Source organism: Microbacterium saccharophilum (genome assembly GCF_007992455.1).
Taxonomy (GTDB): Bacteria; Actinomycetota; Actinomycetes; order Actinomycetales; family Microbacteriaceae; genus Microbacterium; species Microbacterium saccharophilum.
On record NZ_BKAH01000003.1, the window covers coordinates 346,285 to 368,540 of the forward strand.

Annotated in this window: 21 protein-coding genes; 10 read left to right on the forward strand and 11 right to left on the reverse strand. The window is 70.6% G+C overall.

From position 1 onward, the window contains the following. Nucleotides 1-116: 116 nt before the first annotated feature. From MSA03_RS05485 to MSA03_RS05510, 6 genes are read right to left on the reverse strand one after another with little or no spacing between them, the layout of a single operon-like run. On the reverse strand, nt 117-1,013 hold the full coding sequence (locus MSA03_RS05485) for an ABC transporter permease (protein WP_036273146.1): 897 nt from the start codon (nt 1,011-1,013) through the stop codon (nt 117-119). After that, complete coding sequence (locus MSA03_RS05490; protein WP_028497155.1) at nt 1,013-1,837, reverse strand: ABC transporter permease; 825 nt, start codon at nt 1,835-1,837, stop codon at nt 1,013-1,015. The genes MSA03_RS05485 and MSA03_RS05490 overlap by 1 nt, the downstream gene beginning before the upstream one ends. A 1-nt stretch (nt 1,838) precedes the next feature. After that, complete coding sequence (locus tag MSA03_RS05495; protein WP_174799848.1) at nt 1,839-2,660, reverse strand: ABC transporter ATP-binding protein; 822 nt, start codon at nt 2,658-2,660, stop codon at nt 1,839-1,841. 4 nt (nt 2,661-2,664) lie between these two features. Continuing rightward, the gene (locus MSA03_RS05500; RefSeq protein ID WP_028497157.1) at nt 2,665-3,768 is read right to left on the reverse strand and encodes an ABC transporter substrate-binding protein; all 1,104 of its coding nucleotides are present in this window, start codon (nt 3,766-3,768) and stop codon (nt 2,665-2,667) included. Between the two features lie 45 nt (nt 3,769-3,813). Beyond that, complete coding sequence (locus MSA03_RS05505; protein ID WP_028497158.1) at nt 3,814-6,582, reverse strand: molybdopterin-dependent oxidoreductase; 2,769 nt, start codon at nt 6,580-6,582, stop codon at nt 3,814-3,816. Beyond that, nucleotides 6,579-7,382, reverse strand: a complete 804-nt coding sequence (locus tag MSA03_RS05510) for an FAD binding domain-containing protein (protein ID WP_028497159.1) — start codon at nt 7,380-7,382, stop codon at nt 6,579-6,581. The genes MSA03_RS05505 and MSA03_RS05510 overlap by 4 nt, the downstream gene beginning before the upstream one ends. A gap of 127 nt (nt 7,383-7,509) precedes the next feature. Between MSA03_RS05510 and MSA03_RS05515 the strand changes: the two genes are divergently transcribed. The 3 genes from MSA03_RS05515 (at nt 7,510) to MSA03_RS05525 (ending at nt 9,845) form a co-directional block, all read left to right on the forward strand. Further along, nucleotides 7,510-8,613, forward strand: a complete 1,104-nt coding sequence (locus MSA03_RS05515; RefSeq protein WP_051526402.1) for an XdhC family protein — start codon at nt 7,510-7,512, stop codon at nt 8,611-8,613. Next, nucleotides 8,610-9,203 (forward strand): nucleotidyltransferase family protein, encoded by a 594-nt coding sequence (locus tag MSA03_RS05520; protein WP_051526403.1) that lies wholly within the window; start codon nt 8,610-8,612, stop codon nt 9,201-9,203. Before MSA03_RS05515 ends, MSA03_RS05520 begins: the two co-directional genes overlap by 4 nt. 258 nt (nt 9,204-9,461) lie before the next feature. Continuing rightward, nucleotides 9,462-9,845, forward strand: a complete 384-nt coding sequence (locus tag MSA03_RS05525; protein ID WP_231565523.1) for a MinD/ParA family ATP-binding protein — start codon at nt 9,462-9,464, stop codon at nt 9,843-9,845. Nucleotides 9,846-10,046: 201 nt separating this feature from the next. Here MSA03_RS05525 and MSA03_RS05530 read toward each other — a convergent pair whose 3' ends face one another. Beyond that, a complete protein-coding gene (locus MSA03_RS05530; protein ID WP_028497160.1) occupies nt 10,047-10,964 on the reverse strand; it encodes a 2-hydroxyacid dehydrogenase in 918 nt (305 codons plus the stop codon). A 62-nt stretch (nt 10,965-11,026) separates the two neighbouring features. Here MSA03_RS05530 and MSA03_RS05535 point away from each other — a divergent pair, with 62 nt between their 5' ends. Beyond that, nucleotides 11,027-11,458 carry a DUF1761 domain-containing protein gene (locus MSA03_RS05535; RefSeq protein ID WP_147049935.1) on the forward strand — a complete coding sequence of 144 codons (432 nt, stop codon included), beginning with the start codon at nt 11,027-11,029 and terminating at the stop codon, nt 11,456-11,458. 51 nt (nt 11,459-11,509) lie between these two features. On the opposite strand, the gene purQ is transcribed toward MSA03_RS05535, so the two are convergent. Then, nucleotides 11,510-12,217 (reverse strand): phosphoribosylformylglycinamidine synthase subunit PurQ, encoded by a 708-nt coding sequence (gene purQ, locus MSA03_RS05540; protein ID WP_028497162.1) that lies wholly within the window; start codon nt 12,215-12,217, stop codon nt 11,510-11,512. Continuing rightward, on the reverse strand, nt 12,214-12,459 hold the full coding sequence (gene purS, locus MSA03_RS05545) for a phosphoribosylformylglycinamidine synthase subunit PurS (RefSeq protein ID WP_028497163.1): 246 nt from the start codon (nt 12,457-12,459) through the stop codon (nt 12,214-12,216). Before purS ends, purQ begins: the two co-directional genes overlap by 4 nt. Nucleotides 12,460-12,691: 232 nt before the next feature. Between purS and MSA03_RS05550 the strand changes: the two genes are divergently transcribed. The 5 genes from MSA03_RS05550 to MSA03_RS05570 all read left to right on the forward strand — a co-directional run bounded on the left by MSA03_RS05550 (nt 12,692) and on the right by MSA03_RS05570 (nt 18,535). Further along, entirely contained in the window at nt 12,692-13,972 is a 1,281-nt protein-coding gene (locus MSA03_RS05550; protein WP_028497164.1) for an ABC transporter substrate-binding protein, read from the forward strand. A 77-nt stretch (nt 13,973-14,049) separates the two neighbouring features. Beyond that, nucleotides 14,050-15,105, forward strand: a complete 1,056-nt coding sequence (locus MSA03_RS05555; protein ID WP_371863074.1) for a carbohydrate ABC transporter permease — start codon at nt 14,050-14,052, stop codon at nt 15,103-15,105. Continuing rightward, entirely contained in the window at nt 15,102-16,022 is a 921-nt protein-coding gene (locus MSA03_RS05560; RefSeq protein WP_028497166.1) for a carbohydrate ABC transporter permease, read from the forward strand. Before MSA03_RS05555 ends, MSA03_RS05560 begins: the two co-directional genes overlap by 4 nt. A 32-nt stretch (nt 16,023-16,054) precedes the next feature. Further along, a complete protein-coding gene (locus tag MSA03_RS05565) occupies nt 16,055-17,512 on the forward strand; it encodes a GH1 family beta-glucosidase (protein ID WP_147049936.1) in 1,458 nt (485 codons plus the stop codon). 9 nt (nt 17,513-17,521) lie between these two features. Then, on the forward strand, nt 17,522-18,535 hold the full coding sequence (locus MSA03_RS05570; RefSeq protein WP_147049937.1) for a LacI family DNA-binding transcriptional regulator: 1,014 nt from the start codon (nt 17,522-17,524) through the stop codon (nt 18,533-18,535). A 211-nt stretch (nt 18,536-18,746) separates the two neighbouring features. Here MSA03_RS05570 and MSA03_RS05575 read toward each other — a convergent pair whose 3' ends face one another. After that, on the reverse strand, nt 18,747-20,087 hold the full coding sequence (locus MSA03_RS05575; protein ID WP_028497169.1) for a uracil-xanthine permease family protein: 1,341 nt from the start codon (nt 20,085-20,087) through the stop codon (nt 18,747-18,749). 99 nt (nt 20,088-20,186) lie between these two features. Next, nucleotides 20,187-21,170: a phosphoribosylaminoimidazolesuccinocarboxamide synthase gene (locus tag MSA03_RS05580; RefSeq protein WP_147049938.1), complete on the reverse strand. Its 984-nt coding sequence runs from the start codon at nt 21,168-21,170 to the stop codon at nt 20,187-20,189. Between the two features lie 57 nt (nt 21,171-21,227). On the opposite strand from MSA03_RS05580, the gene MSA03_RS05585 reads away from it, so the two are divergent. Beyond that, entirely contained in the window at nt 21,228-22,208 is a 981-nt protein-coding gene (locus tag MSA03_RS05585) for an intradiol ring-cleavage dioxygenase (RefSeq protein ID WP_147049939.1), read from the forward strand. The last annotated feature ends 48 nt before the right edge of the window (nt 22,209-22,256 follow it).

A 22,256-nucleotide genomic window follows, 5' to 3' on the forward strand; every position in this document is an offset into this window, starting at 1 on the left:
CGCAGCATCCGCCCGCAGAACCATGTCCCAAAAATCGCTGGTTCAGCGCGCCAAACCCAACCTCTTTTGGGACATGGTCTGCGATAAGTGGGACATGGTCTGCGACCGTCAGGCGGTCAGCGGGACATGCCCATGCGGGTCAGGACGATGTTCTCGACGATCTGCACGAGGTTGTAGAGCAACAGCGTGATGAGCGTGATGAGCGCGATCGACGACCACAGCTGCGCGAACTGAGCCTGCGCGTTGAACTTAAGGATCGACCCGCCGATGCCGGCGCCCGTCGACAGCCACTCGGCCAGCAGAGCACCGGTCACCGCCCCCGGCACCGACACGCGCGCCGCCGCGAAGATCGACGGCAGCGCCCCGGGCAGGTTGACCTTGCGCAGCGCCGTGAGGCGTCCGCCGCCGAACACGTGCACGACGTCGAGACTCTGCCGGCTCGCCCGGCTCAGCCCGAAGAGCACGTTGGCGAGAGCGGGGAAGAGCACGACGATGGTGCCGATGACGGCGACGGATGCCGTGGTGCCGCGCCCCGTCATGAGGATGATCACCGGCGCGATCGACACGAGGGGGATCGTCCGCAGCAGCAGCACGAGCGGCATGACGCCCGCCTCGACCGCCTTCGACAGGCTGAACGCCACCGCCAGCACGATCGCGACGATCATGCCGACGACGAACCCGAGCGACGAGTCCACGAGCGTCTGCCCGACGAGCGGGAACAGCTGTGCGCGGTTCGCCTCGGCATTCGGCGACGTGAAGAGGAACTCCCACACGTCCAGCGGACCCTTCGCGATGTACGGCGAGATGCCGGTGAGACTGACGACCGCCTGCCACAGCAGAAGCAGCACGATGATCGTGATCCCGGCGTTACCGAGCGAGCGCAGCACCGTCTTGCGCAGTGCGCGCCGGCGCTCGGCGCGCAGGCGCGCCTGCGCCGCGGCATCCGCTGCCACGGCCAGCTGGACGGTGGCTCCTCCGGCGGTGACCGGATCGAGAGTTGCACGCGGAGACATCAGGCCGCCTTCCCAGCCACACCCGCGGCGCCTGCGACCCAGGGAGTGACGAGCTTGATCACGAGGCCGAACAGGCCGTACGCGGCGAGGGCGAACACGGCGCACAGCAGGAACACCGACCACACGCCGGCCGAGTCGAGTTGCCCCTGCAGGCGGATGAGTGTGGGCCCGACTCCTGCGGTGATTGAGCCGAGGTATTCGCCCAGCACGGCGCCGAGGAACGCGGTCGGCACGGCGATCTGCAGGGCGTTGAGGATCGCGGGCAGCGCCGCGATCAGCCGCACCTTGCGCAACTGCGTCCAGGCGCCGCCGCCGTAGACGCGGACGACGTCGAGGGATGCCTTGTCGGCGGACTTGAAGCCGAGGATCGCGCCGACGACCGTCGTGAACACGCACACGAGCGCGGCGAGGAAGATCGCCGTCGCCGATGGGTCGCCGGGGTTCTTCGCGCCGCCGAGCACGACGACCGAGATGCCGCCGACCGCGACGACCGGCAGGCAGTAGGTGACGACCGCGATCTGGGTGATGACGGTCTCGGTGCGGGGGAAGACGAGCACGGATGTCGCGAGCACGAGTGCGATGCCGTTGCCCCACAGATACCCGATCGCGGCGGCCGTGATCGTCGGCTGGAAAACGCTCCACGCGCCGGCGATGTTGCCCTGGATGAACAGCCATTCGAACACGGCGTACGGCGAGGGAACGGGCGTGAAGGTCGTGCCCTCCTGCTGCTGGAACGCGAGCAGCGAGAACAGCCACCACGCGAGGACCAGCCCGACGCCTCCGAGCGTCGCGGCGAGCCAGCCGGGTATGTGAGCCTTGGTCACCTCACGCCTCCGCTTCGGCGTGCCCGTCCGCACCGAACAGCAGTTCGGATGCCCGGTCCACGAGCGCGTGGAACTCGGGCGTGCGCATCATCTCGGGGGTTCGTGGGCGCGGCAGGTCGACCTCGATGATCTCCTTGACCCGCCCGGGACGCGGCGACATGACGGCGACGCGGTCGGCGAGGAAGATGGCTTCGCTGATGCCGTGGGTGACCAGCAGCGTCGTCGCGGGCTTCTCGGTCCAGATGCGCAGCAACTCAAGGTTGAGGTTCTGGCGGGTCATGTCGTCGAGCGCGCCGAACGGCTCGTCGAGAAGGAGCACAGAGGGCTTGAGCACGAGGGCGCGCGCGATCGAGGCGCGCTGGCGCATGCCGCCCGACAGCTGCGCGGGCTTCGCGTTCGCGAAATCACGCAGGCCCACGAGGTCGATGAGCTCGTCGACGTAGGCCTTGTCGACGGGGCGACCGGCGACCTCGAACGGCAGCTCGATGTTCTTGCGGATGCTGCGCCAGGGCAGCAGCGCGTGGTCTTGGAAGGCGATGCCCAGCTCGCTCTTCGCGCGAAGCTGGTCGGGCGTCTCGCCGTCGACGAGCGCCATGCCGTCGGACGGGTGGTCGAGAGCTGCGAGGATGCGCAGGATCGTGGATTTGCCGCACCCGGACGGCCCGAGCAGGGCCAGGAATGACCCCTTCTCGGTGTGCAGGTCGGTGTTCTGCAGCGCCTGCAGCGACCTGCCCCCGCGCAAGGTGAACGACTTCGATACTCCGGAGATCTGGATGCCGGTGCCCGCGAGAGCACCGGCATCCAGGGTTTCTGCCATGGTCATGTTGTTACGGGAGGTACGACTTCAGGTCGGGGTTCTCGGCGTAGATCTCGTCGATGATCGTCGTGTCGAACAACTGGTCGGCCGTGAGGTCCCAGCCCGAGGCGGCGAGCGACGCGAGGGTCTGCGTCTTCAGGTCGTCCGAGATCGTGAACAGACCGTTCGCCTCGGTCTCGTCCGTCGAGATCAGCTTCGCCTGGGCCTCGACGCCGGCCGCGACCTTGTCGGGGTCGAGGTCTCCGAAGGTGAGGTCACCGGCAGAGGCCGACTCGTTGTAGTACTTCGTCACGAGCGCGACGGTGTCGTCGATGGGCTGTGTGAAGGTGTCCGTCCAGCCCTTGATCTCGGCGATCAGGAACGCCTTGATGAGGTCCTTGTTGTTCGCGAGGTAGTCGTCGGTCACGGCGTACGACTCCGCCACGTAGGGCAGGCCGTTCTCGGCGTAGGCGAGGTTCGTGACCTCATAACCGGCCATCTCGACCGTGATGGCCTCATTGGTCAGGTATGCCATGAAGCCGTCGACGTCGCCGTTCATCAGCGGAGTCGGGTCGAAGTCGACCGGGACGATCGTGAGCTGGTCCTCGGTGATGCCGTTGGCGGCGAGCAGGGCCTTGAAGACCGAGGCGTTCGAGTCCTGCACGCCGATCTTCTTGCCGATGAGGTCCTCGGGCGTCGCGATGTTCGCGCCGTCCTTCAGCGACAGGATCGTGAACGGGTTCTTCTGGAACGTCGTCGCGATGATCTTCAGCGGGGCATCCTGCTCGGCCACCGCAGCGCCGACCGAGGCAGCGTCGGTGAGGGCGAACTGGACCGAGCCGGAGAGCAGCTTCGCCACGCCGGTGTCGGGGCCGGCGACGCCGACGACGTTCGAGAAGCCGGCCTCGTCGTAGTAGCCGTTGTCATAGGCGTAGAACTCGCCGGCGAACTCCTCGTTCTTGATCCACGAGTACTGCACGCTGATCTCGCCGAAGTCGGCGGAAGCGCCCGCGTCGCCCGAGGAGGACGCCGAGGGGGCGGCCGTCGACGAGCAGGCGGACAGGGCGAGCGCGGCGGCGGCCGCCAGCGCGAGGACGATTCCGCCGCGGCGGCGGATGGTGTGAGATGCGGGCATCGGGTCTCCTTGAGTGCTGTTGGTGCTCTCGTGACCCTAGGTCGCTTACGTTTCGGGCGTCCGTTCGGTGGTGTTTCCGGGATGTGACGAGTGTGCGAGACGCCACACCCGGTCGCGGCTGAAGGGCTGCGCGAAGGGCCGGATGCCCAGGGCGCGCGCGATCGCGTTGCCGATCGCGGGTGCCACGGGGTTGTACGGCGACTCGCTCATCGACTTCGCGCCGAACGGGCCCAGGTCGTCGCTCGTGTCGGCGAAGTACACCTCGGTCTCGGGCACGTCGGCGAACTGCGGCACGCGATACGTGCGGAAGACGGGCGTCGTGACCTTGCCCTCGGGCGAGACCATGACCTCTTCGTACAGCGCGCTGCCGATGCCCTGCGCGACGCCGCCCTCGATCTGGCCGCGGCACTGCGCGGGGTTCATGACGAACCCGGCATCCGCCGACTGGATCGACTGCAGGATGCGCACCGTGCCGGTCGTCGGGTCGACGGCGACGCGCACGGCGTGCACGTTGAACGCGAGCGAGCGCTGCTCGCCGAGCTCGCTGCCGTCGGCGGTGAGCTCACCGTCGGCGCACAGCTCGGCGAAGCCGACGAGCCCGGCGATCGTCTCGACTCCCGTCGAGGTGAGCGAAGCGGATGCCGCGTCGGTGCCGGTCAGCGCCGCTGCGCGCGCGCGCATCCGCCGCGCGAGCGTCAGGCACGCGGCATGCAGGGCCTTGCCCGCGACCGTGATGCCGGCCGACGCGAACGCGCCGGTGTCGTGCGCGACGGCATCCGTGTCGGCGTGCCACAGCTCGATGCGGTCGAAGTCGGCGGCGAGATCGGTCGCCCCGATCTGACGCAGGACCGTCGTCGTGCCGTTGCCGAACTCGGCCGTGCCGGCCCGCAGCAGGTACGTGCCGTCGGCGCGCAGGGTCGCGGTCGTGTGCGCGATGTGGCCGAACGGGGCCATCGTCGCGATCATCGCGGCCGCCATCCCCTCGCCGACGAGCCAGCCGTCGGGGGCGGTCGCGCCGTTGCCGCGCGCCAGGGCGTCCTGCGCGAGGTCGAGGCACTGGTCGAACCCGTAGCTGCCCCACACGAGGTCGTCGTGCCCGGGGTCGTCACCCGACCGGATCGCATTGATCCGCCGCAGGTCGAACGGGTCGATCCCGAGCCGCTCAGCGAGCATGTCCATCGCCGATTCGACGCCGAGCACAACCTGCCCGAGGCCGTACCCGCGGAACGCACCGGACGGGATGTTGTTCGTGTAGACGACCTCGGCGTCGACGCGCTTCAGCGGCACCCGGTAGATCGTCGTCGACTCGGCGAGCGAGTGGAACATGACGCCGCGCGAGTGGTTGCCGTAGGCGCCGGTGTCGCTCAGCAGGTCGATCTGCATCGCGGTGAGCGTGCCATCCGCATCCGCCCCGAGCGTCACCGTGACGCGCATCGGGTGCCGCACCGCGGCACGCAAGAACTCGTCGGTGCGGGTGAACTCGTACGCGACAGGGCGCCGGGTGCGCAGCACCGCGAGGGCGACGAGGTCTTCCGTGAAGATCTCCTGCTTGCCGCCGAAACCGCCGCCGAGCCTGGCCGCATGTACACGCACGCGGTCGCGCTCGAGGTCGAACAGTCGCGCGATCTCGTCGCGCGCAAGGAACGGTACCTGCGTCGACGAGCGGATGACCAGGCGCCCCTCGTCGTCGAGCCAGCCGACCGAGCCGTGCGTCTCGAGCTGCGCGTGCGTCACGCGCGAGGTCTGCCACGTGCCGGTGACGGTCACGGCGCTTGCGGCGAGGGCGGATGCCACGTCGGGCCCCGCGTGCACGCTCGCGATGACGTTGCGGTGCGCCTCGTCGACGCGGTCGTCCGGCGTGCGATCGGGGTGGATGAGCGGCGCGCCGGGCATCCGCGCCTCGTCGGGGTCGAAGACGGCCGGGAGCACGTCGTAGGTGATGTCGACGAGGCGGCACGCGGCATCCGCCGCTTCGGCCGTCTCGGCGACGACCGCGACGACGCGCTGGCCGATGTAGCGCACGACGTCGTCGAGCATGCGGGTGTCGTCGGGGTCGTCGGTGCGGTGCTCGTGGCGACCCGACGAGTAGCGCACCTGCGGGACGTCCTCGTGCGTGAAGACGGCGACGACGCCGGCAACGGCGCGCGCGGCGGTGGTGTCGATCGCGGTGACGCGCGCGTGCGCGTGCGGGCTCGCGACGACGCGCAGCACGAGCGCATCCGTCGCGGGGTGATCCGGCGGCAGATCGAACGTGAACGGCTCGCGGCCCTGCACGATGCGGCGCGCGGCCTCGGGGCGGGCGGAGGTGCCGACGTGCTGCAGGGCCGCCGTGGCCGGTGCCGTCGTCGCGGATTCGGCTCGCGGCCCCGTCTCGCGCACCTCGCCGAGCACCGACGCGCGGATCGCCTCGCGGATGGGGCGGTAGCCCGTGCAGCGGCAGAGGTTGCCCTTCATGCGGCGGTCGAGGTCGTCGAGATCATCGCCGCACAGCGTCGAGGCGGTCACGGTCATGCCGGGCGTGCAGAATCCGCACTGGAAGCCGAAGCCGTCGGCGATCGCCTCCTGCACGGGATGCAGCTCATCGGCGGGCGCGAGGCCCGCGGCGGTCGTGACGGCGTGGCCCTCGACGCGCACGGCGGGGATCAGGCACGAGTGCACGGGCACCCCGTCGAGCAGCACCGAGCACGCGCCGCAGTCGCCCGCGTCGCAGCCCTTCTTCACCTCGGTGTGGCCCGTCTCGCGCAGGAGGGTCCGCAGGCACTGGCCCGCGCGTGGGTCGGCCTCGACCGGCTCGCCGTCGACGTCGAAGATCATGCGAGCTCCGCCCGGATGCGTGACGCGAGCTCGACGCTGACCGCCCGCCGCCAGTCGGCGGCACCCAGGGGGTCGGTGTAATAGCCGGGAGCGGATGCCACGGCATCCGCCAGTTCCGTCTCGGTCGGCAGCAGCGCGAATCGCAGCACCGTCGGCGTCGCCGTGGCAGCGGTCACGGTGAAGACGGTCGTGCCGTCGGGGTCGACGCGGCCCGTCACGACAGCGCCGGAGCGGCCGTGCTCGGCGAGGGCGATCTTGCGCAGCAGGGCGCGCGAGGCGAGCGCGTGCGTGGGGATCTCAACGGCGCGCAGCACGTCGCCTCGGCCGAGGTTCGTGGTGCCGTTGCCCGTCACGAGATCGGCCACGGGCATCCGCCGTTCGTCGTCTTTTGTCCAGATGACAGCGACGGCGTCGAGTGCGACGCTCAGCGACACCATCGCTCCCGCGGCGAACGCGCGGCAGATGTTGCCGCCCACGGTCGCGGTGTTCCAGATCTTGAACGATGCCAACAGGGCGTTCGCGGCCGCCGGCACGAGCTGCGCGGCGGGCCAGTGCGCGGGAGCTGTCGCGGCCCACGCGACGAGGTTCGCGATCGTGCACGTCGCTGCGACGCGCAGGCCCTCGGGGGTCTCCTCGAGGTCGGGCCAGGCGAGCCCGGTGAGATCGACGAGGCCGGTCGTGGCGGGCTGCGGCTCGCTCATGATCCAGGTGCCCCCGGCGAGGAGAGCCTCGCCGGGGGCAAGCTGCAGATCCTCCCGAGAACGGGCGACGCGGTACGCCTGCACCGACGTGATGTCCATGTTGCCCTGCTCTCCGGATCGCGGCCCTAGCTCGCTGTCGCGCCCGATCGAGTGAAGCAGGCCCCCGTTTCGCGGGTGTTTCATGGCCGCAACACGGCCGCAATCCGGGGCGCATACCGTGAATGGCATGCGTGAGATCCTGCCTGTCGCCGCCCGTTGGGCGGGTGCGGAGCAGGCGTTCGCGATCGCGACGGTTGTCGGCGTCGGCGGCAGTGCGCCGCGCGAGATCGGCGCGAGCATGGTCGTCTCGGCGAGCGGCGAGGTGTTCGGCACGGTGTCCGGCGGATGCGTCGAGGGCGCCGTCTACGAGCGCTGCCTCGAGGTACTGGCCGGTGCCGCACCTCACGTCGACCGGTTCGCGTACAGCGACGCCGACGCGTTCGCCGTCGGGCTGACATGCGGCGGGACGATCGATGTCCTCGTGCGGGCCGTGCCCCCGGGGAGTGCCGCCGCGGCCGATCTGCAGCTGCTCGCGGCGCGCGAGGCCGCCGCGATCCCGACGGGGTTCGCGCTCGTGACCGCGGGGCCGGAACTCGGCGTCGGGCGAGTCGTGTCGTCGGACGCCGCAGCGCCCGCGGCGGTGCCGGGTGTCGTCTCGCTGCGGGTCGGGGTTCCGGCGCGGTTGATCGTCGTCGGCGCGGTCGAGTTCGCCGTCGCGCTCGCGCGGCTGGGCGCCGCGATGGGGATGCGGGTGACCGTCGTCGATCCGCGCGAGGTGTTCGCGACCGAGGCCCGATTCCCGGGTGCCGAAGTCGTCGTCGACTGGCCCGACCGGTACCTCGCGGGGGAGCGGCTGGATGCCGGAACCGCCGTCTGCGTCTTGACGCACGACCCCAAGATCGATGTCCCCGCGCTGCGCGCGGCGCTCGCGTCGCCGGCCGGATACATCGGGGCGATGGGCAGTCGCCGGACCCACGACGACCGCATGCGGCGCCTCGGTGACGCCGAGGTGCCGCTGGCCGCGCGGATGCGCGTGCGCTCGCCGATCGGACTGGATCTGGGCGGACGCAGCCCCGAGGAGACGGCCCTGTCGATCCTCGCGGAGATCGTCGCCGACCGGCACGGTGGCACGGGGGCCCGGTTGTCGGGGCTGTCCGGGCCTGTGCACGCTGCGGTCGGGCCGGGGGCGGGTTCGGGTTCTGATGCGGCTACCCAGGTTCCTGCCGCGGTGCCTTCGTCGGTGCCCTCGATCGAGTGCGCCTGGATGCCCGACGTCCCCGCCCGCTCATGAGCGTCGTCGGCATCGTGCTCGCCGCCGGCGCGGGCACGCGGTACGGCCACCCGAAGGCGCTCGCGACGGATGCCGACGGGCGAGGGTGGATCGCTTCTGCCGTCGAGACGCTGACGGATGCCGGATGCGCGCCCGTGCTCGTCGTGCTCGGCGCCCGACACGACGAGGCGACCGCGCTCGTCCCCGCCGCCGCGACGATCGTCGTCGCGGTGGACTGGTCCGACGGGTTGTCGGCCTCGGTGCGGGCGGGACTCGCCGTCGCGGCGGAGACCGCCGCGACGGCCGCACTCGTGGTCCCCGTGGATGTGCCCGAGCTGCCGGCATCCGCGTGCATCCGCGTCTCGGCGGATGCATCCGCCGAGACGCTGCGGCAGGCGGCCTACGGCGGCGAGGTGGGCCACCCCGCGCTCATCGGGCGGGCGCACTGGAGCGCGCTCGCCGCCGAGCTGGCCGGCGACCGCGGCGCGGGCGGATACCTGCGCGCGCACGGTGCCGCCCTCGTCGAGTGCGGCGACCTGTGGCACGGCCGCGACGTCGACGCGCCGCCCCCGCGGCATCCGTCCCTTCCCGCCGCATTCGCGCGCCCGTAGCGGCGCCAACGGCCGGATGAGCCCCGCGCGCGGCGCGCCGACCCCGCGGCATCCGTCCCTTCCCGCCGCATCCGCGCGCCCATAGCGGCACGGGCGGCCGGATGAGCCCGCCGCCGTGTAGCGCCACCACCAAGACCCGACGCATCCAGGAGGCGACGATGATTCCCGAGATCGACTATTGAGGATGCCGCGGCATCCTCCACCGTCGACGCCGCCGCCTTCGACCGGTTGCACGGTGTGCTCTCGCGCTACTACCGTTTGCTGATCATCGACACCGGCAACAACATGCGCGCGTCGAACTGGGTGGCCGCGGTCGCGGCGGCCGACCAGCTCGTCATCGTCTCGACCGTGCGCGAGGACACCGCCGCGAGCGCCGCGTGGCTGCTCGACGGGCTGCGCGAGAAGGGCTTCGACGCGAAGATCGACGACGCGGTCACGATCCTCGCCGCGCCGTCGGCGAAGCCCGACCGCAAGCTCGCCGAGCGCCTGGAGCGCCACTTCGCGCAGGTGACCTCCGCCGTGGTGCACGTGCCGTTCGACGCGGCGCTCGTCGACGGCGGGCCGATCGACTTCGATGCGCTGTCGGGAGACACCCGCGACGCGTGGCTGACCGCCGCCGCCGCCATTGCCGAGCGCCTGTAGCCCCGCTCCGGCCGGGACCACAGGCGGGTCGCGCGGGCCGGTGCGCGGGCGGCCTGGTCCCCAACTCAGTCTCCTCGCGCCGGATCCGGCTGGTCTGAGCCCGCTGGGGCGCCACGAGCACCAGAGCAGACTGAATTGTGCCCGCTCGCTCCCGCGCACCGCGCACCCCGCTCTCTCCCGAGCACCGCGCCCGCGCGGGCCTCAGGTGCGGATGACGATGTTCTCCGGCTCCTCGTCGGCGAGCAGGTGCGCGATCTGGCGCTTCACAAGCGCCGCGATGCGCGGGTGCATGGCGCTGGAGGCTCCGCCGACGTGCGGCGCGATGAGCACGCCCGGAAGCCCCCAGAGCGGGTGCCCCTCCGGCAGCGGTTCGGGGTCGGTGACATCGAGCGCCGCGCGGATGCGCCCCTCCCGCACGTGCCGCACGAGCGCGTCGGTGTCCACGAGCGGTCCGCGCCCGACGTTGACGATCAGCGCGCCGTCGGGGAGGGCGGCGAGCTCGGCGTCTCCGATGATGTGCCGCGTCGCATCTCCGCCGGGAAGGGTCAGCACGACGATCTCCGCCGTCGGCAGCAGTTCCGGCAGCTCGTCGATGCCGTGCACGCGGATGCCGTCCTCGCCGCGCGCCCGCGACGCCACCGGCACGAGGTCCACCTCGAAGGGCGCCAGCCGTGCGGCGACCGCCTTGCCGACGCCGCCGTAGCCGAGCAGCAGCACCCGCCGGTCCGCGAGGCTCTGGGCGTAGCGAGGATGCCACACCCCCGCGCGGGTGTCGACGGCGAACGCGTCGAGGTGCCGCTGCGCGGCGAGGGTCAGCCCCACCGCCAGCTCGGCGGTGGAGGTCTCGTGCACAGTCGCGGCGTTGGCGAAGACGATCCCGGGCGGGAGCTTCTCCGCGGTGCCCTCGTAGCCGATGGACTGGCCCTGCACGAGTCGGGTCGTCACCCCCGCCAGCAGCGACAGCCCGTTGCCGCCGGACATGTAGGGCGGTACGACCAGGTCGATGCGGTCGCGCGGGGCTGCGGCATCCATCGCCCATACGATCACCTCGACGCCGTCCGGGAGCGGCTCGAGGTCGCGGGCGAGTTCGGGGCGGGGGACGGAGACGACGAGACTCATGACCTCGACGCTACCCGCCCGTGCGACGGGCGCGCCCAGTATCCTCGCCCCAGGAGGTGCGCATGATTCCGGAGATCAACTACTGGGCGGTGCTGCTGGCGACGGTGGCCGCCATCGTCATCGGGTCGGTCTGGTACACGCCTCGCGTGTTCGGCGACCGGTGGAAGAAGTGGGGGCAGGTCGCCGATCCCGAGACCTCGGCGCAGTCGTGGCTGCCGATCCTGGTCTCGATCGTCCTCGCGTTCCTGCTCGCGTGGGTGCTCGCCGGGTCGGTCGCCATCGCCTGGCACTTCTACGGCGGCACCTACTTCGGCTCCGCGATCGTGACCGGGCTGACGCTGTGGGCCGGCTTCACGGCCGGTCGCTTCATCACGCACGACGTCTTCGCCGGGCGCCCCTCGCAGCTGACGATCCTCAACATCTCCTACGAGCTGGTGCTCGTGCTGGTGATGTCGGTGATCATCGGCGTGTGGCCACCCGCGGGCACCGTCTGACCGGCCGATGCCGCGGCGCGCGGCATCCGTGCGTGTATCGCGCGGCGCGGGTCAGGCCGCGGCGCCCACGACGGCCGCAACCGCCGAGGTGAAGAACGCGAGACCGTCGACGCCGGAACGCATCGCGGCGGCGGTGTCGGGGCCGAAGCCCGGCTCCACGGCGTGCTCGGGGTGCGGCATGAGGCCGACCACGTTGCCGCGGGGGTTGGTCAGGCCGGCGATGTCGTCGAGCGAGCCGTTCGGGTTGACCCCGACGTAGCGGAACGCCACGAGCCCCTCGCCCTCGATCCGGGCGAGCGTCTCCGCGGAGCAGATGTAGCCGCCGTCGGCGTTCTTCAGCGGAATGGTGATCTCCTGCCCGACCTCGAACTGCGACGTCCAGGCCGTCGAGGCGTTCTCGACGCGCAGGCGCTGGTCGCGACGGATGAACTGCTGATGCGCGTTGCGGATGAGCCCGCCCGGCAGCAGGTGAGCCTCGACGAGCATCTGGAAGCCGTTGCAGATGCCGAGGATCGGCATGCCGGCGGCGGCGGCATCCTTCACCTCGGCCATGATCGGCGCGAGCGCGGCGATCGCGCCGGCGCGCAGGTAGTCGCCGTAGCTGAAGCCGCCGGGGAGGACGAGGGCGTCGACGCCCTCGAGGTCGTGCGAGCCGTGCCACAGGGCGACGGGCTCGGCGCCGGCGAGACGGATGGCGCGCTGCGCGTCGCCGTCGTCGAGGGAGCCGGGGAACGTGATGACCCCGATGCGTGCGGTCACTCGACGACCTCGATGCCCACGACGTCCTCGATGACGGCGTTGGAGAGGATCTCGTCCGCGAGCTTCTTGACCGTCTCGAGCGTCGCGTCATCGGCGCGCTCGACGGTCAGCTCGAACCGCTTGCCGATGCGGACACCGGAGAAGCCGTCGACCCCCAGCCGCGCCAGTGCGCCGGCGACGGCCTTCCCCTGCGGGTCCAGCAGCTCGGCCTTGGGCATGACGTCGACGACGATGGTGGGCATTCGAGGCTCCAGGAGTCGCGGGATGGGGTGCGCCGTCCAGTCTACGGGGCCGCTCGTGCGGCGAGCCCCGTCGGCTTGTGACCGAACCGTGACCTGAGTGTGGGAGCGCTCCCTTGACGAGCGTGGGAGCGATCCCATAACGTGTCCATCAATCGGTGAGAGCGCTCCCATCCTGGGACGGGAATGCGACCCGACGCACCCAGCATCACCCACATCCACAAAGGAGTGACACGTGAAATCACGCGCACTGCGACGCATCGGCCTCGTGGCCGGCTTCGCGACCACGTCGGCGATCGTCCTCGCGGGCTGCGCCGGCGGCGGCAGCACCCCCGCCCCGACCAGCGGCAGCGACGGCGACTTCGAAGGGGTCGAGCTCACGCTCGCCACCTTCAACGACTTCGGCTACACACCCGAGCTCCTGGCGGAGTTCGAGGAGGAGACCGGCATCAAGGTCGTCCACAACAAGGCGGCGACCTCCAACGACGCCCGCGCGAACTTCTTCCAGAAGCTCGGCAAGAGCGGCCTCGCCGACGTCGAGGCCGTCGAGGTCGACTGGTTCACCGAGATGATGCAGTACTCGGACCTCGTCGCTCCGGTTCCCGACGACCTCAAGGGCCGCTGGCTGGACTGGAAGGAAGCCGCCGCGACCGACGCCGACGGCAACCTCGTGGCGTACGGCACCGACGTGGGGCCGCAGGCCATCTGCTACCGCTCCGACCTGTTCGGTGCGGCCGGTCTGCCCACCGACCGTGAAGAGGTCGCCGGCCTGTTCACCACGTGGGACGACTTCTTCGAGGTCGGCGCCGACTACGTCGAGAAGACCGGCAAGCCGTTCATCGACTCGGCCAACTCCGCGCTGCAGGGCCTCGTGAACCAGCTCGAGATCGCGTACGAGGAGCCCGACGGCACCATTGTCGCGACCGAGAACGACGACATCCGCGCCGCCTACGACACCGTCGTGGACAAGGCCATCCCGATCTCGGCGTACGCCGGACAGTGGAGCGACGACTGGTACGCCGCCATGGCCAACGGCGACTTCGCCGCGATGCTGTGCCCGCCGTGGATGCACGGCATCATCTCCGGTGAGGCCCCCGACATCACCGGCTGGGACGTCGCCGACGTCTTCCCCGAGGGCGGCGGCAACTGGGGCGGCTCGTACCTCGTCGTCCCGGCCAACGGCGAGAACGTCGCCGCGGCGCAGAAGCTGGCCGACTGGCTGACGGCTCCCGAGACCCAGGCGAAGGCCTTCGTCAACGCGGGTACGTTCCCCAGCCAGATCGAAGCGCAGGAGAGCGCCGAGCTGACCGGCTTCACCAACCCGTACTTCAACGACGCCCCCACCGGTGAGATCGGCATCAACCGCGCCAACGCGGTCAAGGTCGCCACCTACAAGGGCGAGAAGTACTTCCAGTTCCACGACGCCCTGCAGAACGCGGTCACCCGTGTCTTCGACGGCCTCGAGGACAAGGAGACCAGCTGGGACACCTGGGTGAACGAGGTCGGAGCCTTCTGAGCTCCCCCTCTCCCTCCGGGGGTGCGGGCCGTCAGGCCCGCACCCCCGGGCATCCCACCCGAACCCGAAGGGCGATCGTGACCGCTACCGATTCGCGACCGGCGACGCGCGCCGAGGCCGCACCCACACCCCCGCGCCAGCCGCGCGTGATCTCGTTCTCGCAGAAGCTCAGCAAGTGGGACCTGAAGTTCTCGCCGTACCTCTACATCTCGCCGTTCTTCATCATGTTCGCGGTCGTCGGGCTCTTCCCGATCGCGTACACGGCGGTCATCTCCTTCATGGACTGGGACCTCGTCCGCAACTCCGGTGAGTTCATCGGCTTCGACCAGTACATCTGGATCCTGAGCCAGCCCCACTTCTGGACGGCGCTGCGCAACACGTTCAGCATCTTCCTGCTCTCCAGCGTCCCGCAGCTGATCCTCGCGATCTTCGTCGCGGCCGTGCTGGACCGCAACATCCGCGCCAAGACGTTCTGGCGGATGAGCGTCCTCGTGCCGTTCGTCGTGGCACCGGTCGCCGTCGGCCTCATCTTCAACGCGATGTTCGCCGACCAGTCCGGCCTCATCAACAGCTGGCTGCAGACGATCGGCATCCCCGCCATCCCGTGGCACAAGGACCCGTTCTGGAGCCACGTCGCGATCGCGACGATGGTCAACTACCGCTGGATGGGCTACAACGCCCTCATCCTTCTGGCGGCCATGCAGGCGGTGAACCGCGACTTCTACGAGGCCGCGACCGTCGACGGCGCAGGTCCGATCCGCCAGTTCTTCAGCATCACGATGCCCTCGCTCAAGCCGACCCTCATCTTCGTGATCATCACCTCGACGATCGGCGGCCTGCAGATCTTCGACGAGCCCCGCGTGTTCGACCAGTTCGGTCGGGGCGGAGCCGCGCAGCAGTGGCTCACCATCACGCTGTACCTCTACGACATCGGCTGGGGACAGTGGAACTTCGGCCGGGCCGCCGCCATGGCGTGGATCCTGTTCATCATCATCCTCGGCATCGGCCTCATCAACCTGCTCATCACCCGCTCGCTCGTGCGTGACGAGGGGCTCCGCGGCGGGATCAGCAAGGCGCAGCAGAAGAAGTCCGCCCGCGAGGCGAAGAAGAAGGTCAAGGAGGCCCAGCGATGAGCACCATCGGCACCACCCCCGCCTCCCTCGCGGTCGTCGAGGAGAACATCCCGAACGCGAAGAAGGCCCGCCGCGCCGGCAAGGGCATCCGCATCCGCGGGTCGCGCCCCGGCTTCTGGGCGTACGCGACGCTCGCCGTCGTCTTCCTCTCGGCGATCTTCCCGCTGTACTGGTCGTTCATCATCGGCTCAGGCGACGCCACGACGCTGCGCAAGCCCTTCCCGTGGATTCCGGGTGGCAATTTCTTCGAGAACGCCGCGGCGGTCATGAACAACCCGGCCGTGAACTTCTGGCCGGCGCTGTGGAACTCGATCTACAGCTCGTTCCTCATCGCCGCCGCCGTCGTCATCACCTCGACCCTGGCCGGCTGGGCGTTCGCGAAGCTCCGGTTCCACGGCGGCCCCGCACTGCTCGTCTTCGTCGTCGCCACGATGGCGGTGCCGCAGCAGCTCGGCGTCGTGCCGCTGTACATCCTCTTCAGCGAGCTGGGCTGGACGGGCCAGATCGGCGCGATCATCATCCCGGCGCTCACGAGCGCGTTCGGGGTGTTCTGGATGACGCAGTACCTGCGCCAGTCCGTGCCGGATGAGCTCATCGAGGCGGCCCGCGTCGACGGCGCATCCATGATCCGCACGTTCTGGACCGTCGGTGTCACCGCCGCCCGTCCCGCGGCGGCCATGCTGTTCCTCTTCACCTTCGTCGGGTCGTGGAACAATTTCTTCTGGCCGTTCATCGTGCTCGACCGGCAGAACCCCACGCTGCCCGTCGCGCTGTCGCTGCTGCAGTCGAACTACTTCGTCGACTACTCCGTCGTGCTGGCGGGCGTCGTCCTCGCGACGATCCCCCTCCTGCTGTTGTTCATCTTCGCGGGCAAGCAGCTCGTCAGCGGCATCATGCAAGGCGCGGTCAAGGGCTGACGCCCCGACCGCTCACGAAAGGCACCACACACATGACCGATACTTCGCGCGCGTTCCCGGCGGGCTTCCTCTTCGGCGCGGCAACCGCCGCGTACCAGATCGAGGGTGCCGCGTTCGAGGACGGCCGGCGCGCCTCGATCTGGGATGAGTTCAGCCGCATCCCCGGCGCCGTCATCAACGGCGACAACGGCGATGTCGCCTGCGACCACTATCACCGGTACCCGGGCGATGTCGCGATCATGAAGGATCTGGGCCTGGACACCTACCGGTTCAGCGTGTCGTGGGCGCGGGTGCGCCCCGATGGCGGCGCGCTCAACCCGAAGGGACTCGACTTCTACAAGCGCCTCGTGGACGAGCTGCGGGACGCCGACATCTTGCCGTGGCTGACCCTGTACCACTGGGACCTCCCGCAGGCGCTCGAAGCACGCGGCGGCTGGACCGTGCGCGAGACGGCCGACCGGTTCACCGAATACGCGCTCGACGTGCACGATGCACTGGGTGACCGCGTGGCGAACTGGACGACGCTCAACGAGCCCTGGTGCTCGTCGTTCCTCAGCTACACCGCCGGCATCCACGCGCCCGGCCGCTACAGCGTGACCGACGGCGTGCTCGCCGCGCATCACCTGCTGCTCGGCCATGGTCAGGCCGTGCGCGAGCTGCGCGCGCGCGATGCGTCGCTGAGCCTCGGCATCACGCTGAACCTCACGGTCGCCGAGCCGGCGAACCCGCAGGATGCCGCCGACCTCGACGCCGCCCGCCGCATCGACGGCCAGTTCAACCGCTGGTTCCTCGACCCGATCTTCCGCGGGGCGTACCCGGCCGACACCGTCGAGGACATCCGCGGGGTGGATGCCGGCGCCATCGACGCGCTGGACGCGGCGACGCGGGACGGCGACCTCGCCACGATCGCGCAGCCGCTCGACGCGCTGGGCGTCAACTACTACCACGGCGAATTCGTCGGCGGCCGGCCCGACCCGAACCCGCCGGCGCCCGGCGATGCGCCCACCGACCGTCGCGCCGAGTCGCCGTTCCCCTCGCACGAGGGCATCCACTGGCACGAGCGGGGCCTCCCGCGCACGTCGATGAACTGGGAGGTGCAGCCCGCCGGGCTCACCGAGCTGCTGCAGCGGGTGTCGACGGAGTACGCCGCGCCGGCCGGGACCGCGCTGTACGTCACCGAGAACGGCGCCGCCTACGACGACGAGCTCGTGACGGAGGACGGCGAGCGTCGTGTGCACGATGCCGACCGCGTCGCCTTCCTGCGCGGACACCTCGGTGCCGTGGCGGATGCCGCCGCCGCCGGCGTGGACGTCCGCGGCTACTTCTACTGGTCGCTGCTCGACAACTACGAGTGGGCGTGGGGGTACGAGAAGCGCTTCGGCATCATCCGTGTCGACTACGACACCCAGGAGCGCACCCTCAAGGACAGCGCGCTGGAGTATCGTCGGGTCATCGCCGCCCGGGCGATCGACGTCCCCGTACTGAGGTAGAGAAGCGCCGTGACCATCGAGACCTCGCGCGCAGCCGCCACCATCGAGGAAGTCGCCGCCGTCGCCGGCGTCTCCCGGTCGACGGTGTCGCGCGTGGTCAACGGGTCGACCGCCGTGAGCCCCGCCGCGCTCGCGGCCGTGCAGCGGGCCATCGCCGAGCTGAACTACGTGCCCAACCGCGCGGCGCGCTCGCTCGCGAGTCGCGCGACGATGGCCCTGGCCCTCGTCGTGCCCGAGGACACCACCCGTTTCTTCGGGGACCCGTTCTTCGCCGCCATCGTGTCGGGGATCAACACCCGGTTGAGCCGGTCGGACTACGTCCTCAACCTCATCATCGCGAGCGACGATCCGCGCGACAAGACGACGGCGTACGTGCGCAGCGGCGCCGTCGACGGCGCGATCGTGGTGTCGCATCATACGAGCGACACCTTCATCGACCGGATCGCCGCGGCCGTCCCGGTCGTCTACGGCGGCCGGCCGGTGCGCGAGCGGGAGCGCGACTACTACGTCGACGTCGACAACCTCGCCGGCGCGCGCGCCGCGACGGAGTACCTGATCGCCAAGGGCCATCGGAAGATCGCGACGATCACGGGTCCCCTCACGATGCCCGCCGGCATCGACCGCCTCGCGGGGTTCCGGGAGGCGCTCGGCGACGCCGGGCTCGAAGAGGTCGCCGTGGAGGACGGCAACTTCACGGCCGACGGGGGCGGCGCGGCGATGCAGCGGATCCTCGCCTCCGGCGCGGAGTTCGACGCGCTGTTCATCGCGAGCGACCTCATGGCCCGCGGGGCGCTCGCCTCGCTCGCCCGCGCGGGACGGCGTGTGCCGGACGACGTGGCGATCATCGGCTTCGACGACTCCCCGGTCGCGACGAGCGTGCGCCCGAACCTCACGACGATGCGCCAGCCCTCGCACGCACAGGGCGAGCGGATGGCCGACGTCCTGCTGTCGCTCCTGGCCGGCGGCACCCCGCCGCACGTCACGATCCTCGAGACCGAGCTCGTCGTCCGCGACTCGGCCTGACGCTCGGTCCGGCGCCCGTCGCGGCCCGTCGTCGGGACCCGCTTGCCGCGCAAACGGCAGGACCGGGTGTGACCCGTGGGGCGGGGGAGGCTCATGCGCCCCATCCGTCACACGGCATCCTGCAGTTTGCTGCGCTTGCGGCGGTGAACGACGGGATGCCGGGGGCCGCGCTCGTGTGAACGACGGCCCCCGGCATCCGGGTGTGCGCGGGCTACTGCGGGTCGCCGCCGAGCTGGCCGATGGGGACGATGGGTCCGCCGTCGTCGGCGCCGGTCTTGCGCGCCCGCGCGATCGCGTTGCCGACGTGGTAGATGACGAGCGCCGCGACGGTGCCGAGGACGATGCCGCCGAAGGTCAGCGCGCCCCAGTTCATCGAGTAGCCCGCGATCGCGAGCACGAAGGACACCGCGACGGTGTACTGGTTCACCGGGCGGGAGAAGTCGACCTGATTGTCGACCCAGATCTTGATGCCGATGACGCCGATGAGGCCGTACAGCGCCGTCGTGACGCCGCCGATGACGCCGCCGGGGACGGTGAAGAGGACCGCACCGATCTTCGGCGAGAACGCCAGGACGATCGCGATGGCACCGGCGACCCAGTAGACGGCGGTCGAGTAGATGCGGGTCGCGGCCATGACGCCGATGTTCTCGCCGTAGGTCGTGGTCGCCGAACCGCCGAAGCCGCCCGCGAGGGTCGTCGCGAGTCCGTCGGCGATGAGCGCGCGCCCGGTCTGCTTGTTGACCGACGGGTCGGCCGCCATGGTCGCGACACCGCGGACGTGTCCGACGTTCTCCGCCACGAGCACCAGCACGACCGGGAGGAACATCGGGACGAGGCCCCACGCGACGCCGTCGCCGAAGGCCGGGAGGTGGAACTGCGGCAAGCCCAGCCAGGCGGCCTCGTTCACCGCGGTGAAATCGACCTCGCCGAGGAAGAGCGCCACGATGTAGCCGACGACGACGCCGAGGAAGATCGAGATGCGCCCGAGGAAGCCGCGGAAGAGGACGCTGAAGAGGATGGTCGCCGCGAGCGTGATCGTGCCGAGCAGCGGCTGCGTCTGGAAGTTGTTCCACGCGGCGGGCGCGAGGTTGAAGCCGATGAGGGCGACGATGGCGCCGGCGACGACCGGCGGCATGAGCTTCTCGATCCAGCCGGTGCCGAACGCCTGCACGACGAAGCCGACGACGGCCAGCAGGACGCCGGCGATGACGACGCCGACGAGCGCCTGCCCGATCTGCTCCGGCGTCTCCAGTGGCGAGCCGTCGTTGAGCGCCGTGATGGGGGCGATGAACGCGAACGACGATCCCAGGTAGCTGGGCAGGCGGTTCTGCGTGATGAGGAGGAACAGGAGCGTGCCGACTCCCGAGAACAGCAGGGTCGTCGAGACGGGAAAGCCGGTCAGCAGCGGCACGAGGAAGGTCGCGCCGAACATGGCGACGACGTGCTGCGCGCCGACGGCGATGGTGCCGGGCCAGCTCAGACGCTCGCCGGGCTTGACGACGGCGCCGGGGGCGACGTGCGTGCCGTCGCCGTGAAGGGTCCAGATGGGCATGGGGGTGCTCCTCGGAATCGGGTGGGGGATGCTGCTGTCACCCTACTCTGGGAGTTCCCTGGGAGCCGCCACATCGTGCGGGGCGGCGTGCGGGCCGGATCAGGCGGCGGTGAGGCGCGCGAGGAGTTCGCGGTACTTGGCGCTCGTCTGCTCGACGATCTCGGCCGGAAGGGTGGGGGCGGTGCCGGTCTTGTCCCAGTTCGCGGCGAGCCAGTCCCGGACGATCTGCTTGTCGAAGCTGGCCATCCGGTCGGCGGGCGTCGCACCGCTGCGCCAGGTCTCGGCATCCCAGTAGCGCGAGGAGTCGCTCGTCAGCACTTCGTCGGCGAGCGTGAGGACGCCCTCGGCGTCGAGGCCGAACTCGAACTTCGTGTCCGCGAGGATGAGCCCGCGGGCCTCGGCGATCGCCGCGGCCCGCGCGTAGATCTCCAGCGATGCGTCGCGCAGCTGCGCGGCGAGGTCGGCGCCGACCAGCTCGGCGGTCTGCTCGTACGAGATGTTCTCGTCGTGCTGGCCCATCGGCGCCTTGTAGGCGGGCGTGAAGATCGGCTCCGGCAGGCGGTCGCCGTTGGCGAGCCCCTCCGGCAGCGGGATGCCGCACACGGTGCCGCTCTCCTGGTACTCCGCCCAGCCGGAGCCGGTGAGGTAGCCGCGGACGACGCACTCGACGGGCTGCATCGCGAGCGCCTTGACGACCATGGCACGGCCCGCGACGGCGTCCGGGATGAGGCGCTGTACGTCGTCCGCGGTGTTCGCGATGCCGTCGGCGCCGAGGGTGAGCTCGTGGGAGGCGGCGAGGTGGTTGGGGATGCGGATGCCGCCGTCGGCGCCGGAGAGCTGGTCGAACCACCACAGGCTGAGGGTCGTCAGCAACGTGCCCTTGCCGGGGATGCCGGGTTCGAGGACGACGTCGAACGCGCTGACGCGATCGCTCGCGACGACGAGCATGCGGTCCTCGCTGCCGTCCTCCGGCCGGTAGAGGTCGCGGACCTTCCCGGAGTACGCATGGGTCCAACCGGGCAGGGGGAGGGCGGCATCGGTCACCTGCCCATTATCGACTGTGCCGAGACCCCCTCGAGTCATGGCCGATTCATAGCCGAGGGAAAGGATGCCGATGATCGCGCGGAGAAGACTCGGATCATGATCCCGGAACCCGACCAGACCCCGGACGGCCCCGCTTTCGAGGGCCGTCTCCTGCACCGCGCCGACGAGGAGGTCGTGGACCAGGGCGCGGCATTCGATCTCGGCACGCTCGTGAGTCGACGCGGCATCCTGAGTCTCGTCGGGATCGGGCTCGGTGCGGTGACCCTCGCCGCCTGCGCCCCGTCTGCGACCGGCGCCGGACCGGCGGCGACCCGCACACCCGCGGCGACGCCCTCCGAGGCCCCGTCCGCGACCCCGTCCGCCACCGCGGAGCCTGACGCCGCGCTACCCGCGGGGGAGATCCCCGACGAGACGGCCGGCCCGTACCCGGGCGACGGCTCGAACGGACCGGATGTGCTCGAGCGCACCGGCATCGTCCGCAGCGACATCACCTCGAGCCTGGGCGGAGGGGCCACGGCCGCAGGCGTGCCGCTCAGCTTCACCCTCGCGATCACCGACACCGCGAACGGCGACCGGCCCTTCGCGGGGGTGGCGGTGTACGCGTGGCACTGCGACGCGGAGGGCCGGTACTCGATGTACTCCGACGGGGTGCAGGACGAGACGTACCTCCGGGGCGTGCAGGTGGCCGGGGCGGACGGCACGGTCACCTTCCGCTCGATCGTGCCGGGCTGCTACACCGGCCGCTGGACGCACATCCACTTCGAGGTCTATCCGGACGTCGCCTCGATCACCGACTCGACGAGCGCCCTCGCGACCTCGCAGCTCGCGTTCCCGCAGGAGATGCTCGACGCCGTCTACGCCGGCAGCGGCTACGCCGGCTCCGCGCGCAACCTCAGTGGGATCTCCCTGGCGTCCGACAACGTCTTCGGCGAGGATTCCGCCGCCCTGCAGCTGGCGACCGTCGCGGGCGACCCCCGCGCCGGCTACACGGCGGCGCTGTCCGTCCGCGTCGACACCCGCACCGCCCCGACGGCGGGCGGCGCGCCCGGCGGCGGACCGGGCGGCCCGCATCCCTGAGCCAGCGCCCCGGCTCCGACACGGTCCCCGGACAGAGCTCTCCCCCCC